13 protein-coding genes and 1 pseudogene are annotated in these 14,869 nt (G+C 74.6%); 5 read left to right on the top strand and 9 right to left on the bottom strand.

Going from position 1 to position 14,869, the window contains the following annotated elements; all coding sequences use genetic code 11:
• Positions 1-77: 77 nt before the first annotated feature.
• The 5 genes from LFA75_RS04350 to LFA75_RS04370 all read right to left on the bottom strand — a co-directional run bounded on the left by LFA75_RS04350 (position 78) and on the right by LFA75_RS04370 (position 5,074).
• Positions 78-947 (bottom strand): ABC transporter permease, encoded by an 870-nt coding sequence (locus LFA75_RS04350; RefSeq protein WP_225232467.1) that lies wholly within the window; start codon positions 945-947, stop codon positions 78-80.
• 35 nt (positions 948-982) lie between these two features.
• Entirely contained in the window at positions 983-1,756 is a 774-nt protein-coding gene (locus tag LFA75_RS04355) for an ABC transporter ATP-binding protein (RefSeq protein WP_225232468.1), read from the bottom strand.
• A gap of 116 nt (positions 1,757-1,872) precedes the next feature.
• Positions 1,873-3,111 (bottom strand): amidohydrolase family protein, encoded by a 1,239-nt coding sequence (locus LFA75_RS04360; protein WP_225232469.1) that lies wholly within the window; start codon positions 3,109-3,111, stop codon positions 1,873-1,875.
• Entirely contained in the window at positions 3,108-4,121 is a 1,014-nt protein-coding gene (locus tag LFA75_RS04365; protein ID WP_225232470.1) for a methylenetetrahydrofolate reductase C-terminal domain-containing protein, read from the bottom strand. Before LFA75_RS04365 ends, LFA75_RS04360 begins: the two co-directional genes overlap by 4 nt.
• Entirely contained in the window at positions 4,118-5,074 is a 957-nt protein-coding gene (locus tag LFA75_RS04370) for a PDR/VanB family oxidoreductase (RefSeq protein WP_225232471.1), read from the bottom strand. The genes LFA75_RS04365 and LFA75_RS04370 overlap by 4 nt, the downstream gene beginning before the upstream one ends.
• Before the next feature lie 90 nt (positions 5,075-5,164).
• Between LFA75_RS04370 and LFA75_RS04375 the strand changes: the two genes are divergently transcribed.
• The 3 genes from LFA75_RS04375 (at position 5,165) to LFA75_RS04385 (ending at position 7,490) form a co-directional block, all read left to right on the top strand.
• Positions 5,165-6,505: an FAD-binding oxidoreductase gene (locus tag LFA75_RS04375; protein ID WP_225232472.1), complete on the top strand. Its 1,341-nt coding sequence runs from the start codon at positions 5,165-5,167 to the stop codon at positions 6,503-6,505.
• On the top strand, positions 6,502-7,098 hold the full coding sequence (locus LFA75_RS04380) for a pyridoxamine 5'-phosphate oxidase family protein (protein ID WP_225232473.1): 597 nt from the start codon (positions 6,502-6,504) through the stop codon (positions 7,096-7,098). The genes LFA75_RS04375 and LFA75_RS04380 overlap by 4 nt, the downstream gene beginning before the upstream one ends.
• A 95-nt stretch (positions 7,099-7,193) precedes the next feature.
• Positions 7,194-7,490 carry a Fe-S cluster assembly protein HesB gene (locus LFA75_RS04385; protein WP_225232474.1) on the top strand — a complete coding sequence of 99 codons (297 nt, stop codon included), beginning with the start codon at positions 7,194-7,196 and terminating at the stop codon, positions 7,488-7,490.
• 64 nt (positions 7,491-7,554) lie between these two features.
• On the opposite strand, the pseudogene LFA75_RS04390 reads toward LFA75_RS04385, so the two are convergent.
• From LFA75_RS04390 to LFA75_RS04400, 3 genes and pseudogenes are all read right to left on the bottom strand, one after another.
• Positions 7,555-8,739: pseudogene (locus LFA75_RS04390) on the bottom strand (IS30 family transposase).
• A gap of 294 nt (positions 8,740-9,033) precedes the next feature.
• Complete coding sequence (locus tag LFA75_RS04395) at positions 9,034-10,053, bottom strand: LLM class flavin-dependent oxidoreductase (protein ID WP_225232475.1); 1,020 nt, start codon at positions 10,051-10,053, stop codon at positions 9,034-9,036.
• A gap of 115 nt (positions 10,054-10,168) precedes the next feature.
• Positions 10,169-11,251, bottom strand: coding sequence for an alkene reductase (locus LFA75_RS04400; protein WP_225232476.1), 1,083 nt, complete (start codon positions 11,249-11,251; stop codon positions 10,169-10,171).
• Positions 11,252-11,450: 199 nt separating this feature from the next.
• On the opposite strand from LFA75_RS04400, the gene LFA75_RS04405 reads away from it, so the two are divergent.
• On the top strand, positions 11,451-13,208 hold the full coding sequence (locus LFA75_RS04405) for a putative bifunctional diguanylate cyclase/phosphodiesterase (RefSeq protein WP_225232477.1): 1,758 nt from the start codon (positions 11,451-11,453) through the stop codon (positions 13,206-13,208).
• A gap of 16 nt (positions 13,209-13,224) precedes the next feature.
• Here the strand turns inward: LFA75_RS04405 and LFA75_RS04410 are convergent, their stop codons facing one another.
• Entirely contained in the window at positions 13,225-13,983 is a 759-nt protein-coding gene (locus LFA75_RS04410) for an SGNH/GDSL hydrolase family protein (protein ID WP_225232478.1), read from the bottom strand.
• A 17-nt stretch (positions 13,984-14,000) separates the two neighbouring features.
• On the opposite strand from LFA75_RS04410, the gene LFA75_RS04415 reads away from it, so the two are divergent.
• On the top strand, positions 14,001-14,849 hold the full coding sequence (locus LFA75_RS04415) for a transglutaminase-like domain-containing protein (protein WP_225232479.1): 849 nt from the start codon (positions 14,001-14,003) through the stop codon (positions 14,847-14,849).
• Positions 14,850-14,869 lie beyond the last annotated feature (20 nt).

The raw sequence follows: 14,869 nt of genomic DNA on the forward strand, positions 1-14,869 counted from the left end.
GCAGAGCCGCACCACCCCGGGGCCGGCGGTGAGGCCGGCTCCGGGGTGGTGCGGTTCGGGGGGGGTGGTGCGGGAGCTCAGCTCGCGTCGCGGGACTGGTCGTACCAGCTGCCGACGGCGAGCTTGGCCAGCCAGCCGAAGAGGAAGAAGACCGCGAAGCCCAGGGCGGCGGTGACCACGATGGTGAAGAACAGCGGGGCGCCCTGGAGCCGGGAGCTGAAGTTCGACAGCAGGATCCCCAGGCCCGGTTCGCCCTGCTTGAAGAACAGGTCGCCGACGATCGCGCCGACGACCGAGAGCCCGGCGGAGATCCGGAAGCCGGCGAAGATGGCCGGCATGGCGGCGGGCAGCTGCAGCTTGACCAGGCGGGTGATGCGGCCGGCCTTGTGCAGGGTGAACAGCTCGTGGTGCCCGCGGTCGACGGACTGGATGCCGAACAGCGTGTTCGAGACGATCGGGAACAGCGCGATCATCACGCAGACGATCACCCGCGAGGTGAACCCGAAGTCGAACCAGAAGCCGATCAGCGGGACCAGGGCCAGGATCGGGATGCACTGCAGCGCCACGGCGTAGGGGTAGAGGGAGGCCTCCACCGCCTTGCTCTGGCTCATCGCGATCGCCCAGAGCATGCCGATCACGATGGCGATGGCCAGCCCGGTGAAGGTGACCACGATCGAGCGGCCCAGGGCCGGCCAGACCTTGTCGGTGATGACCGGGTCGAGCAGCGCCTCGGTGATCAGCGTGTGCGGTGCCGGCATCAGGAAGCGCCGGCCCGGGTCCAGGATCAGGTAGGTGATGGCGTACCAGACGCCGATCAGCGCGGCGAAGACCGCGACCGGCAGCAGGTAGCCGGTCAGCTTCTTGCCCCGGCGGCGGCGGACCAGCGGAGCGGGCGTCGCGCCGGCGGCCACGGGCGCCTCGGTCGGGCTCTCCAGGGTCGTGCTCACGAGGGCCTCCTCGGTCGGCGGGTTCTGGACGGCGGTCACGAGTGGCCCTCCCGCAGCGCGTGGGAGACCTCGCCGGCGAGCTTGGCGAACTCCGGGGTGAACCGGAGCTCCGGCGTCCGGTCGGGGCCGAAGGGCACCTCGAAGGAGTCCACGATGTGGCCGGGCCGGCCGGACATGACCAGCACCCGGGTCGACATGTAGACCGCCTCGGAGACCGAGTGCGTGATGAACAGCGCGCCGAAGCCCTTGGTCACGAAGAGCCGGAGGAGCTCGTCGTTGAGGCGCTCGCGGGTGATCTCGTCCAGCGCCCCGAACGGCTCGTCGAAGAGGAAGAGGTCGGGGTCCAGGGTGAGCGAGCGGGCCAGCGAGGCGCGCATCTTCATGCCGCCCGACAGCGCCCGGGGCAGCTTCTTCTCGTGCCCCCGCAGGCCGACCAGCTCGATGGCGTCCAGCGCCGCCTGGTTGGTCGCCGTCTTGCTCATGCCGTGCAGTTCGGCGAGCAGCTCCACGTTCTTCTTCACGCTGCGCCAGGGCAGCAGCGTGGCGTCCTGGAACACGTAGCCGATCCGCTTCGCGTCGATCCGCGCGGTGCCGGCGGACGCGGCGTCCAGGCCGGAGGCGATCCGCAGCAGCGTGCTCTTGCCGCAGCCCGAGGGGCCGACGACGGTGACGAACTCGCCGCGCTGGATGGTCAGGTCCACGCCCTCGAGGGCGACCGTGCCGTCCGGGAACTGCCGGGCGACGTCGGTGAAGTCCAGGACGGTGGTGCCGGTGGCGGCGGGCGGGGCGGTGGGCGCGGGAGCGCTCACGGGCACCTCCGGTGCGGTCGGGGTCGGTGCGCCCGGCGGTACCGGGCGATGACGCCACCATGGGCTGGGTCTGTTTCCGTTGCGTGTGCCGTCGGTGAACGGAGTCGACCGAGTGGTCACGACTGGGACACAGCCCTCCCCGGCAGCACCCGGCGCCCCGACGAGCTGGCCACCACCCGCCCGCGGGACACCACGACGCGGGCCGTCCCCGCCCCGGCCACGGCGGCGTCCAGGCTCTCCGCCTCGACGGCGAGGAAGTCCGCGGCCGCCCCGACGACGGCCGCGGGCACCGGCAGGCCCATGCAGCGTCGGGCCCCGGCGCTCACCGCGTGCCAGGCCTCCCGGGTCGACAGGTGGCCCGACGTCACCAGCAGCGACGCCGCCTCGCAGGCGTCGGCCCGGCCCATCGGGTTGAACGGGTCGCGCAGGTTGTCCCCGCCGGCGGCGAGGGTCGCCCCGGCGTCCAGCAGCGCCCGGACGGCGGTCAGCCCGCGCGGGGTGGCCACCGTGGACCCCCGGCCCTGCAGGTACAGGTTGGTCTGCGGCAGCGCGACGACGCCGACGCCGGCCGCGGCGACCTCGGTGGCGGTGGCCCGGGCGACCTCCAGCGGGTGCACCCCCAGGGAGACGCAGTGGCTGGCGGTGGCGCCGTGCGCGAACCCGGTCGCCCGCACGCGCTGGGCCAGGTGCAGCAGGCCCTGGGCGGTCGGGTCCAGCGTCTCGTCGGTGTGCAGGTCCAGCGGCAGGCCGCGGCGGGCGGCGACCCCGAAGGACAGCTCCAGCCCGGCCGACCGGTCGGCCCACATGTGCGGCGCCCCGCCGACCAGGTCGACGCCGAGGTCGACGGCCTCCTCCAGCAGCCGGGCGTTCTCCTCGGCCTCCCCGGGCCCCCACGGCGCGCTGGCCAGGGCGACCACCTGGATGTCCACCAGCCCGGCCAGCGCGTCGCGCACCTCCAGCAGGGCCCGGACGTGCCGGGTGCCCGAGTGCGCGCCGACGTCGGCGTGGGTGCGGATCGCCGTCGTCCCGTTGGCCAGGTACTCGTGCGCGGCGCGGGTGGCCCGGTCGACCAGGTCCTCGTGGGTGAAGGCCGCGGCGATCGCCCGGATGGCCTCGATCGCCCCGGCCAGGTCCCCGGTCCGGTTGGGGGCGCGGTGGCTGGTGAGCGCCTTGTCCAGGTGCGCGTGCGGCTCGGCCGGCGCCGGCAGCAGGTGGTGCCCGGTCAGGTCGTGCACCTCGTCGTCCGGGCGGACGGCGAGGGTGCCGGCGGGTGCCACGTCGGTGACGACGGCGTCGGCGCGGACGTCGACCAGGTCGCCGTCCAGGGTGGTGACGGACTGCAGGAACAGGCTCACGACAGTGCTCTCCCGATCTCGGCCAGGGCGGTGGCGGTGGTCAGCTCGGTGCCGGGCGAGGGGACGCCGGACAGGTCGACGCCGCGCACCCCCGGCACCGACAGGTAGGCCTGCGCCAGCGCGACCGCGGCGGCGATGCCGGCCCGGCGCGGGTCGCGGGCGGACTCGATGCCGGCGAGGTAGCCCTCGGGCAGGCGCAGCCCGGTGAACCGGCGCAGCTGCGCGGCCGAGCCCGGGTCGGTGGCGACCGCCACGCAGGCGACGAACGGGACGTCGGCCCCGGCGTCGGTGGCCTGCTCGACGAAGGCGCGCAGTGCCTGCACCGAGCCGGCGTGGTTGACGAAGCAGACGTCGGCCCCGGCCCGGACCTTCTCCACCAGCCGGTGCGGACGGCGCTCCGCGGGCGGTCCGTGCGGGGTCTCCCCCACCGACACCAGCAGCCCGGCGGCCCGGGCGGCCGCGGCGAGCTGGGTGGAGTCCAGGTCGAAGACGGGCTGGGCGTCGGGTCGGTCACCGGTGGCGGTGTGGTCCCCGGTCACGCAGTGCACCGCGCCCACGTCGAGGTCGGCCAGGCCGGCGAGCTCGCCCTCCAGCGCGACCCGGTTGCGGTCCCGGCAGTTGAGCCCCTGCCACACCGGCAGCCCGCGGGCCTGCACCAGCGAGGCCCGGTAGGTCGGGGAGAACTGCACGCGGGCACCGCCGTGGTCCCCGAGCAGGACGGCGTCCACCGTGCCGACGACGGTGTCCGCGGCCCGCTGCAGCGAGCCGCGGTCCAGCGCGACCGCGGGCAGGTCGGCGACCACGACCGGTCGCTGGCGCATGAGGGCCAGCAGCCGGGGCTCGGGCGTCGTCCGCACCGCGGTCGGCCCGGCCCAGGCGACGGTGGGCAGCGGCAGGAACGCGCACGGCACCGGCGCCACCTCGCAGCTGCCGTCCTCGCCCACCCCGCCGCACGGCCCGTGGGTCATCGACTTCGGGCACTGCAGGTCGGGACGCGGCGGGGCCGTCACAGGTCGAGCACCAGCCGGGGGCCGGCCGCGCGGGAGACGCAGACCATCATCGCGGTGTCCTCGGCCTGCTCGCCGGGGCTGAGCACGGAGTCGCGGTGCTCCACCGCGCCCTCCAGCACCGGGGTCTCGCAGGTGCCGCAGGTGCCCACCCGGCACGAGGAGAGGACGTCGACCCCGGCGGCGGCCACGGCGTCCAGCACCGAGACGCCGGGCTCGACGGTGACCGTCGTCCCGGTCAGCGCCAGCTCGACCTCGAAGGGGTCCGGCCACACCGGCGCCCCGAACTCCTTGGCCTCGAACCGCTCGACGTGCAGCGCCCCGGCCGGCCAGGACGACGCCGCGGTCTCCAGCGCGTCGAGCAGGCGGGTGGGGCCGCAGGCGGAGAGCGCGGGCCCGTCCGGCAGGCCCACCCCGGCGACGTCCAGCCGGCCGCCCTCGTCGGCGACGTGCAGCCGCACCCGGTCGGGGTGGGCGGCGGCCAGGTCGCCGGCGAAGGCCATCGTCGTCCGCGAGCGCCCGGCGTAGTCCAGCACCCAGTCGGCCCCGGCGGCGTCCGCGGCACCCACCATCGCGCGCAGCGGCGTGATGCCGATCCCGCCGGCGACGAAGTGGTACCGGGTGCCCGGGGTGACCTCGAAGACGAAGTGGTTGCGCGGCCCGCGGACCCGCAGCCGCTGGCCCACCTCGACCTCGTCGTGCAGCGCCACCGAGCCGCCACCGGCGTCCTCGCGGAGCACGGCGATCCGCCAGGTGGACCGGTCGGCCGGGTCGCCGCACAGCGAGTACTGGCGCTCCAGGCCCGGCCGCACCACCACGTCCAGGTGCGACCCGGGGGTCCAGGCAGGCAGGTCACGGCCGTTGTGGGACACCAGGTCCAGCCCCAGCACGCCGTCGGCCAGCGGGGTCCGGGCGGCCACGACGAGGTCGCGCTCGACGTCGGAGAAGAAGCTCACCGGCGGATTCTGCACACACCCCCGACGGCGGTGGACCGTTGACGCAGAAGGGTCACACGGACGTAACCGGGGTGGGTTCCCATCGGCAGCGTGACCGTCACTGCGCCTGCGTCCCCGACCGCCGTCGCCGCCCTGGAGTCCGAGCTGACCGCGCTGCTCGGCGAGCGCAACGTCAGCAGCGAGCTGCGCGTGCGCGAGCGCGTCTCCGTCGACGGCGCCCGGATGAGCCCGATCATCAGCGAGCTGCTCCCGCTGGGCGTCGCCGAGCTGGTGGCCTTCCCGACCAGCGCCGAGCTGGCCGGCCAGGCCGTCGCGGCCGCCGTCCGGCACGGCGTGCCGATCACCCCGCGGGGCAAGGGCACCGGCAACTACGGCCAGGGCATCCCGATGGCCGGCGGGCTGGTGCTCGACCTGTCCCGGGCCCGCGCGGTCGTCGAGGTCACCGACGGGCTGCTCACCGCCGAGGCGGGGACGCCGATGGTGACCTGCGAGCGGGCCGCGCAGGCCACCGGCCAGCAGCTGTGGATGTACCCCTCGACCGTGCAGTCCTCGCTGGGCGGCTTCCTCGCCGGCGGGTCCGGGGGCACCGGCAGCATCGTGCACGGCACCAACGACGCCGGCTTCGTGGCCGCGCTGGACGTCGTCCTCGCCGACGGGTCCGGCGAGCTGGTGCACGTCGAGGGCGAGGAGGCCCAGCACTTCGTGCACAACTACGGCACCGCCGGGATCATCGCCCGGGCCACGGTGCGGCTGGAGCCGCTGCAGGAGTGGCGCGGGTTCTACGCGAGCTTCCCCGACTTCCGCGGTGCGCAGTCGGTGCTGCGGGCGCTAGGGGCGCTCTCGCCGACCCCGCGGCTGATCTCGGCGGACACCCCGGAGATCACCGCCGCGCTGCCCGAGGACCCCGCCTTCCCGGCCGGCCGGGCCAGCGTCCGCGGCATCCTGGAGGCCGGCACGGTGGGCGCGGCGACCGAGCTCGTCGAGGCCGCCGGCGGGCGTCTCGAGGACGTCCGCGAGGGGCCGCAGGTGCCCCTGTCGCTGAGCGTGCTGAGCTACAACCACCCGATCGAGTGGCTGCAGAAGTCCGCCCCCGGCGTGTACTTCCACCTCGAGGTCGGCGGCGAGGCGCTGATCGACCGGGTCGACGAGGTGCACGCGGTCTTCGAGGGCGGCCTGCTGCACAACGAGGTCGGCCACTCCGGCCCGATCGGGATGCTCGCCGGGGTCTACCGCAGCCCCGAGCAGGTGGCCGCCGGGATCCTGGAGCTCAACGCCCTCGGTGTCGGGGTGCACGACCCGCACCAGTGGAACGTGGACTTCCAGCTCCAGCGCACCGTGGAGACCGCCCGGCGCACCGACCCCCGCGGCCTGCTGAACCCCGGCAAGCTCAACCCCGACTACGGCGGCCCCACCAAGGGCGCGGTGCGGTGACGCCGTTCGACCTGCACGCCGACGGCGACCCGCCGGCGGACCCGCTGGACCTGGCGCGCAGCTGGCTGCCCGCCGACGCCGACCCCGACCGGCCGCAGGTGGTGCTGTCCACCGTCGGCGAGGACGGCGGCCCGGACGCCCGGACGGTGCTGCTGTCGGCGTTCGACGCGAGCGGGTTCGCCTTCCACACCTCCCGCGGCAGCCGCAAGGTGGCGCAGCTGGCCGCCGTCCCGCGGGCGAGCATGACGGTGCTCTGGCCGGGGTTCACCCGGCAGCTGGTGGTGCGCGGCGACGTGGTCGTCGAGGACGCCGACGCGCTGGCCCGCGCCTGGGCGGCCCGCTCGGACCACCTGCGCCGGCTGGCCTGGCTCAACACCGACGACCTCGCCGGCCTGGACCTCGCCGGCCGCCGCCGGGGCTGGGCCGTCGACGTGCGGGACGACGCCGCCGCGCAGCCCGCGCCCTCCTGGGTGGGCTACCGGTTGCGCCCGGCCGAGCTCACCTTCTGGGCCGGCGGCGCGGACACCGCCAGCCGCCGGGTGCGCTACACCCGGGCCGGGGACGGCTGGCAGCACCGGTACCTCGCCGGTTGACGCTGGCCGGCCGGCCGGCCCGTTTGACGCCCCGGGGGCTCGCCCGGCATGGTCGACGGCTGCCCACCGGACCGGACGACGAGAGGACGACTCCCGTGCTCACCCTGACCGAGAACGCCGCCACCGCCATCCGCACCCTGGTCGACGGGGTGCAGGCCCCCGCCGAGGCCGGCCTGCGGATCAGCGACGACCCCACCGGCCCCGCCCTGGAGCTGGCCATCACCGGTGGCCCCGAGGCCGCCGACCAGGTGGTCGAGGCCCAGGACCCCGACGGCAGGGGCGCCCGGGTCTTCCTCGACGACCAGGCCGCCGCCGTACTGGCCGACAAGACGCTGGACGCCGCCGCCGACGGCGAGGGCAACCTGCAGTTCGGGATCACCGAGCAGGCCTGACCCCGGGACGACGACGGCCCCGCACCCACCCGGCGGATTCCAGGGGTCGTCGCAACACCGCTGGTCAGTAGGCCGGTTGCAGTAGAGCACGCAGACGCTGGGCTGGGGTCTGCCAGTCCAGCGTCTTGCGTGGTCGGCCGTTGAGCTGCTGGGCAACGTGTTCGAGGTCGGCGGGGCCGTGGGCGGCCAGGTCAGTTCCCTTGGGGAAGTACTGGCGGAGTAGTCCGTTGGTGTTCTCGTTGGAGCCGCGTTGCCAGGGGCTGGCCGGGTCGCAGAAGTAGACCGGCATGCCGGTAGCCATGCTGAAGGATCGGTGAGCGGCCATCTCCGCGCCCTGGTCCCAGGTCAGAGAGCCGCGTAGATGCCCGGGCAGCGTGGCCATGGTGGCCACGAGCTGATCGCGGACTGCTTCGGCGGTCCGCCCGTTGGGTAGGTGCACCAGCATCACGTAGCGGGTGGTGCGCTCGACCAGGGTGCCGATCGCCGATGCACCGTCGGCGCCGATGATCAGGTCGCCTTCCCAGTGCCCGGGCACGGCACGGTCCTCGACCTCGGCAGGCCGCTCGCTGATCATGACCATCGGGTCGGTGAACCGGGAGGTGCGGGCGGCGGGATCGCGGTGAGGTGTGCGGCGGGTTCGCCCGGTCCGCAACGCGACGGCCAGTTCCCGGCGCAGTCCGCCGCGGGCTTGGAGGTAGATGGCCTGGTAGATCGGCTCGGTGCTCACCTGCATGTCCTGGTCACCGGGGTGATCCTGACGCAGGGTGTGGTGGATCTGCTCCGGTGACCAGCGCTCACCCAGCCCGGCCTACACCGCCGCGCGCAGCGGCCCGTCGGTGGCCAGCTTGGCCGTCTTGGGTCGTGCCCGGCGTCCTGCAGCTGCGCGGTGGGCGCCGTGGGGCCGGTAGGCGCCGCCGGGGTCGGTGTTGCGGGTCAGCTCGCGGCTGACCGTGCAGGGCGGACGGTCCAGTGCTGCGGCGACGTGGCGGATCGAGTGGCCCGCGGCGCGCAGGTCGGCGATCTGCTCCCGCTCGGCCAGGCTCAGGAAGCGGTGGTGCAGCACCTTCTCCACCGCTGGCAACGATGGCTGGTGGGTGATCGTGCCGGCGGCGTAGTCCACGACCCGACCATCGGGATGCAGCCGCCGGGAGTTGACCTTGCGGATGCCCTTGTCCCAGTCCTGCGCGGTGCGCACGTTGACCCCGACCGACGCCGCAGCCGCCCGCCGGGTGGCACCACCAGCCCGCAGACGCTCGTACTCACCGCGACCGGGATGCCCGGTGTACTGGCGTCGTGACCGCACACCGGCAGCGCGGGTCCAACCAGCCGCCAAGCTGCGCCCGACTCCGACCTCGGCCGCTGACACCGTGACGCTGCCAGTGCGATCGAAGGATGCAAAGAACGCCGCCTTCACCCGCACGCGATCCCGAGCTGGGTCTGAGATGTCCTGGAACGACACGGTCGCTGCAACTCCCGAAGTGCTCGGGTGTTGCAGCGACCGTTAGAACCCGCCCCCGGGTGCGGGGCCGTCGTCCGTGCGGGGTCAGGCGCTGCGGGTCCAGCCGATCGCCGGGGCGACGTCCCGGACGATGGTCTCCAGCAGCCGGACGTTGTAGTCCACGCCGAGCATGTTGGGCACCGTGAGCAGCAGGGTGTCCGCCTCGCGCACTGCGGCGTCCTTGGCCAGCTCCTCGGCCAGCTGGTCCGGCGGGCCGGCGTAGGTCTTGCCGAACCGCGAGCGGGCGCCGTCCAGGATGCCGACCTGGTCCTCGCCGGACCGATCGCCGAAGTACATCCGGTCCTCGTCGGTGACCACGGGCATCACGCTGCGGCTGACCGAGACGCGCGGCTCGCGGTCGAAGCCGGCGTCGGCGAACGCGGCGCGGTAGCGCTCGATCTGCTCGGCCTGCAGCTCGTCGAACGGGATGCCGGTGTCCTCGGTGAGCAGGGTCGAGCTCATCAGGTTCATGCCCTGGCGGCCGGTCCACTCCGCGGTGCCGCGGGTGCCCGAGCCCCACCAGATCCGGTCGCCCAGCCCGGCGGCCTGGGGCTGGATGCCCAGCCGTCCGGTCACCCCGCCGGTCATCCGCGGGTCGGCGTCGGCCACGCCCGCGCCGGCGATCGCCGCGCGGAACAGGTCGGTGTGCTGGCGGGCCAGGTCCCCGCCGTCGTCGTCGAAGGCGTAGCCGAAGGCCGTGGCCCCGCGCAGCGCCGTCTCCGGTGATCCCCGGCTGATGCCCAGCTGCAGCCGGCCGTCGGCGAGCAGGTCGGTGATCGCCGCCTCCTCGGCCATGTACAGCGGGTTCTCGTAGCGCATGTCGATGACGCCGGTGCCGATCTCGATCCGCGAGGTGCGGGCGGCGACGGCGGCCAGCAGCGGGAACGGCGCGGCGAGCTGCCGGGCGAAGTGGTGCACCCGGAAGTAGGCGCCGTCCAGGCCGAGCTCCTCGGCGGCCACGGCCAGCTCGACGCTCTGCACCAGGGCCTCGCGGCCGGTGCGTACCTGCGACCCCCGGCCGGGGTTCCAGTTCCCGAAGCTCAGGAAACCGATCTTCTTGTCCATGTCGTGACCTCCTCGGTCGCTCTGTTGAACACTCAACCACCCATCGGTGTTCCTGCACAGCAGCCGGGCCCGACCGCAGGGTGCGATCGGGCCCGGGGAGGGTGCTGCGCGCGGGTCAGGCGCCGGCGGTGCTCAGCGTCGGGTAGTCGGTGTAGCCCTTCGCGCCGGCCCCGTAGAAGGTCGAGCCGTCCGGGGCGTTCTCCGGGTGGCCGCCGACCCAGCGCTCGACCAGGTCCGGGTTGGCGATGACCGCGCGACCCACGGCGACGACGTCGGCGTGGCCGGACTCGACGTAGCCGATCGCCTCGTCGCGCTCGGTCGGCGTGGCGAAGCCGGTGTTGGCCATCAGCGGGCCGCCGAAGCGCCGCCGCAGGTCCTGGACCAGCTCACCGGCCGGGTCGGCGTGCAGCACGGACAGGTAGGCCAGGCCCAGCGGCGCCAGGGCGTCCACCAGGGCGCCGTAGGTGGCGCGGGCGTCGTCGGCGTCGGGCTCGACCACGCCCTGCACGCCGTGCTGGGGCGAGATGCGCAGGCCGACCCGGCCGGCGCCGATCTCCGCGGCGACCTCGGTGACGACCTCGACCACGAAGCGGGCCCGGGCCTCCGGGCTGCCGCCGTAGACGTCGGTGCGGGTGTTGGCGTCGACGGCGAGGAACTCGTGCAGCAGGTACCCGTTGGCACCGTGCACCTCGACGCCGTCCAGGCCGGCGTCCACCGCGCGGCGGGCGGCGGCGACGAACTCCGCCTTGACCGCGACGGCCTCCTCGGTGGTCAGCGCGTGCGGCACCGGGTAGGGCAGCTTCCCCTCGGGGGTGTGCGCCTCCCCCGGGACGGCGATGGCCGACGGCGCCACGATCCGGTCGGTGCCGGTGATCGCGGTGTGCGACACCCGGCCGCCGTTCATGAGCTGCATGACCAGCCGGCCGCCGCGGGCGTGCACGGCGTCGGCGACCCGGGCCCAGCCGGCGGCCTGCTCGTCGGTGACGATGCCGGGCTGGCCGGGGTAGGAGCGGGACTCGTGGCTGGGGTAGGTGCCCTCGGTGACGATGAGGCCGAGGCCGGCGCGCTGGGCGTAGTGCTCGACGACGAGCTCGCCGGGGATGCCGGCGTCACCGGAGCGGGTCCGGGTCAGCGGGGCCATGACGACGCGGTTGGCGAGCTCGAGGTCGCCGAGCTGCACGGGTGAGAACAAGTCCATGTCCGGCCCAGCCGTGCAGGGACGCCCAGGATTCCGGTGTGCGGTGCGAGTCACGCCACAGCACCTCCGCCGGGCCTCGTCGTCCCACCGGCCACTTCTGACAGCAGAACTCCCATCCTGTGACGGAACATGTCTCCTCAGTTGCGACGCACCACCGGAGTTGCGCCGTCCGGGCCGTTCCATGGGCGACAGTGTGCCGGTGAGCCTCTCCGTCCCGCCGACCCCGCCGACGCCCGGCGGCCCCAGCGGGCCGCGGGCGGTCGACACCCTGCTCGCCGACCGGGGCCAGCTCTTCCGGGCGCTGTTCCTGTCCGCGCCGATCGGCAAGGCCGTCGTCGCCGTCGACGGGCGCATGCTCGTGGTCAACCCCGCGCTGTGCACGCTCACCGGGCGCACCGCCGACGAGCTGGTCGGCGAGCACCTCGACGTGCTCGCCCACCCCGACGACACCCCGGTCGCCGACCAGCCCGGCATGCCGGTGCCCGGCCGCACCCCGCTGGACCCGCACCTGGAGGTCCTCGGCGAGCGACGGCTGCAGCGCGCCGACGGCAGCACCCTGTGGGTGCAGCAGGCCCGCGAGCTGGTGCACCGCACCAACGGCGACCCGCACTTCGTCGTGCTGTCCCTGGTCGACGTCACCGACCGCCGGCGCGCCGAGGAGGACCTGGTCCGCCGGGCGCTGACCGACCCGCTGACCGGGCTGCCCAACCGGCGCTCGCTCACCGACCGGCTGCAGCACGCGCTGAACATCTCCCGCCGCCGCGGCGGCCCGGTCGGGCTGGTCTACCTGGACCTCGACCGGTTCCAGGCGGTCAACGACTCCCTCGGCCACGAGGCCGGCGACCAGCTGCTCTGCCAGGTGGCCGACCGGCTGCGCTGGTCGACCCGGGTCGAGGACACCGCCGTCCGGCTGGGCGCCGACGAGTTCCTGGTGCTGGCCGAGGAGGTCGTCGACGTCGACGGCCTGCGGACGCTGGCCGACCGGCTGATGCGGGTCCTCGACGACCCCTTCCACGTCAACGACCGCGAGATCGTGCTGTCGGCGAGCATGGGCCTGACCCTCACCCTGGGCCAGGACGCCGCCCCCGACGCCCTGCTCAAGCAGGCGCACGGGGCGCTCATCCGGGCCAAGGCCAACGGCGGCCGGGGCCGGATCGAGGTGCACGACGAGGCGCTCAGCGGCGGCGACGTCGACCAGCTGCAGCTGGAGAGCGACCTCCGGCACGCCGTGGACGCCGGCGAGCTGCGGCTGTTCTACCAACCCATCGTCGCCCTGGCCGACGAGCGGCTGCTGGGCTACGAGGCGCTCATCCGCTGGCAGCACCCCACCCGCGGGCTGCTGCCCCCGGGTGCCTTCCTCGAGGCCGCGGAGAACAACCGGCTGACCTCCAAGCTGGGCGCCTGGGTGCTCCGCCGCGCCTGCACCGACGCCGCCGACTGGGACCCCGAGCTGCGGGTGCACGTCAACATCTCCGCCCGGCACCTGGCCGAGCCCGGCTTCTCCGAGCTGGTGGCCACCGCGCTGGAGGAGTCCGGTCTGGAGTCCGGCCGCCTGGAGCTGGAGATCACCGAGTCCACCGCGCTGTTCGCCGCCGAGGCGACGCTCCGCTCGGTCTCCGAGGTCACCGCCAGCGGGGTCACCCTGGCCTTGGACGACTTCGGCACCGGCTACTCGGCCATCACCGCGCTGCACCGGCTGCCGATCCACACCGTGAAGATCGACCGCTCCTTCGTCGCCGACGTGGTCACCGAGCCCTCCACGGCCGCGCTGGTCCAGGGCCTGCTGCAGCTGGGTCAGGGCATGGGCCTGGAGGTCATCGCCGAGGGCATCGAGGACGAGGAGCAGGCCACCTGGCTGCGCGAGCACGGCTGCACGATGGCCCAGGGCTACGCGTTCGGCCGGCCGGCACCGCTGCCGCCCCGGGAGCCCGTCGAGCAGGTCTCAGCCCCGGCCTGAGGCGGGGGAGCCGGCGTCAGACGGGGGTCGGCACCGGGCGCTTCGCCGTCCGGCCGTCCCCCGACGACCGGCCGCGCACCCGACGGCCCACCCACGGGACGACGAACGAGCGCACCCACGCCACCTCGCCGGCGATCCGCTCCCGGCGGGGCAGCGCCGGCGCGGGGTCCAGCGGCACCGCCCAGCCCGGGTCGACGTCCACCCCGAGGACGGCGGCCGCGGCCAGCGCGGTGCGGCGGTGTCCCTCGGTGCCCAGGTGCAGGCGGTCGACGTCCCACATCCGGGCGTCCTGCACCCAGGTGGCACCCCACTGGTCCAGCACGTAGGCACCGTGCCGGGCGGCGATCGACCACAGGTGCGCGTTGTAGACCGCCGACCGGCCGCGGGTCCGGCCGATCAGCGGGGTCTGCCGCGGGTCGACGCCGGTGGCCAGCAGCACGTCGGCGCCCACGGCGCGCAGCTGCACCACCGCGGCCTCCATCGCGACGGCCAGCGCGTCGGGGTCCGCGCCCGGGCGCAGCAGGTCGTTGCCGCCGGCGACCAGGCTCACCAGGTCCGGCGCGAGCTCCAGCGCGACGGGCAGCTGCTCGTCGAGCACCTGCTGGAGCAGGCGTCCGCGCACCGCGAGGTTGGCGTACTCCACCCCACCGCCGGCGACGGCGAGGTGCCCGGCGAGGCGGTCGGCCCAGCCGACGAGCTCGTCCGGGCCGGTGCCGGGATCACCGACGCCCTCGGTGAAGGAGTCCCCGATCGCCACGTACCGCTGCCATGCCACCGGACCATCCTGACCCGGTGGCCGACGACACACCGCGCGGGTTCGACCCGGGGGCGGCCGGACCGGGATCATCTGCGGCCATGCGCACCGACGTCGCCTGCTCGCTGACCATCTCCTCCCCCGTGCCGGCGACGGCGCTGCTGCAGGTCGCGGTCGCCGCGCCGACCACCGAGGAGCTGACCATCCTGTCGGCGGGCCAGCCGCGGCACGCGGTGGAGACCCAGGTGGACGGCGCCCGGGTGCACAAGCTCGAGGTGGCCGCCGGGGAGACCACCATCTCCTACAGCGCGTCGGTCGAGTCCGGCGGCGAGCCCCGCGAGGTCTCCGCCGCCGACTGGGCGGAGTACCTCCGGCCCTCCCGCTACTGCCCGTCGGACCAGGTCGAGGGGTTCGCCGCCCGCGAGTTCGACCAGGACGTCGAGCGCGGCGCGCTGGTCGGCCAGGTCGCGCAGTGGGTCACCGACCGGCTGGTCTACGTCGCCGGCGCCAGCCGGCCGGTGGACACCGCCATCGACACGCTGCTGGCCGGCTCCGGCGTCTGCCGGGACTACACGCACCTGACCGTGATGCTGCTGCGCGCGCTGGAGGTGCCGGCCCGGCTGGTCGCCGTCTACGCCCCCGGCCTGTCGCCCATGGACTTCCACGCCGTGGTCGAGGCCGACGTCGACGGGGTGTGGAAGACCGTGGACCCGACGCGCCTGGCGCCGACGTCGTCCCTGGTCCGGATCTGCCACGGTCGGGACGCCGCGGACACCGCGTTCCTGTCGCTGTTCGGCGGCCGGGCGACGCTGGGCCGGATGACGGTCACCGCCACCGTCGACGGCGACCTCCCGACCCCCGACGACGCGCCCTACGCCTTGCCCTGACTCTCCACCGTCGTGGATCA

Origin of the sequence: Klenkia terrae, from assembly GCF_900491935.1 — a bacterium.
Lineage (GTDB): Bacteria > Actinomycetota > Actinomycetes > Mycobacteriales > Geodermatophilaceae > Klenkia > Klenkia terrae.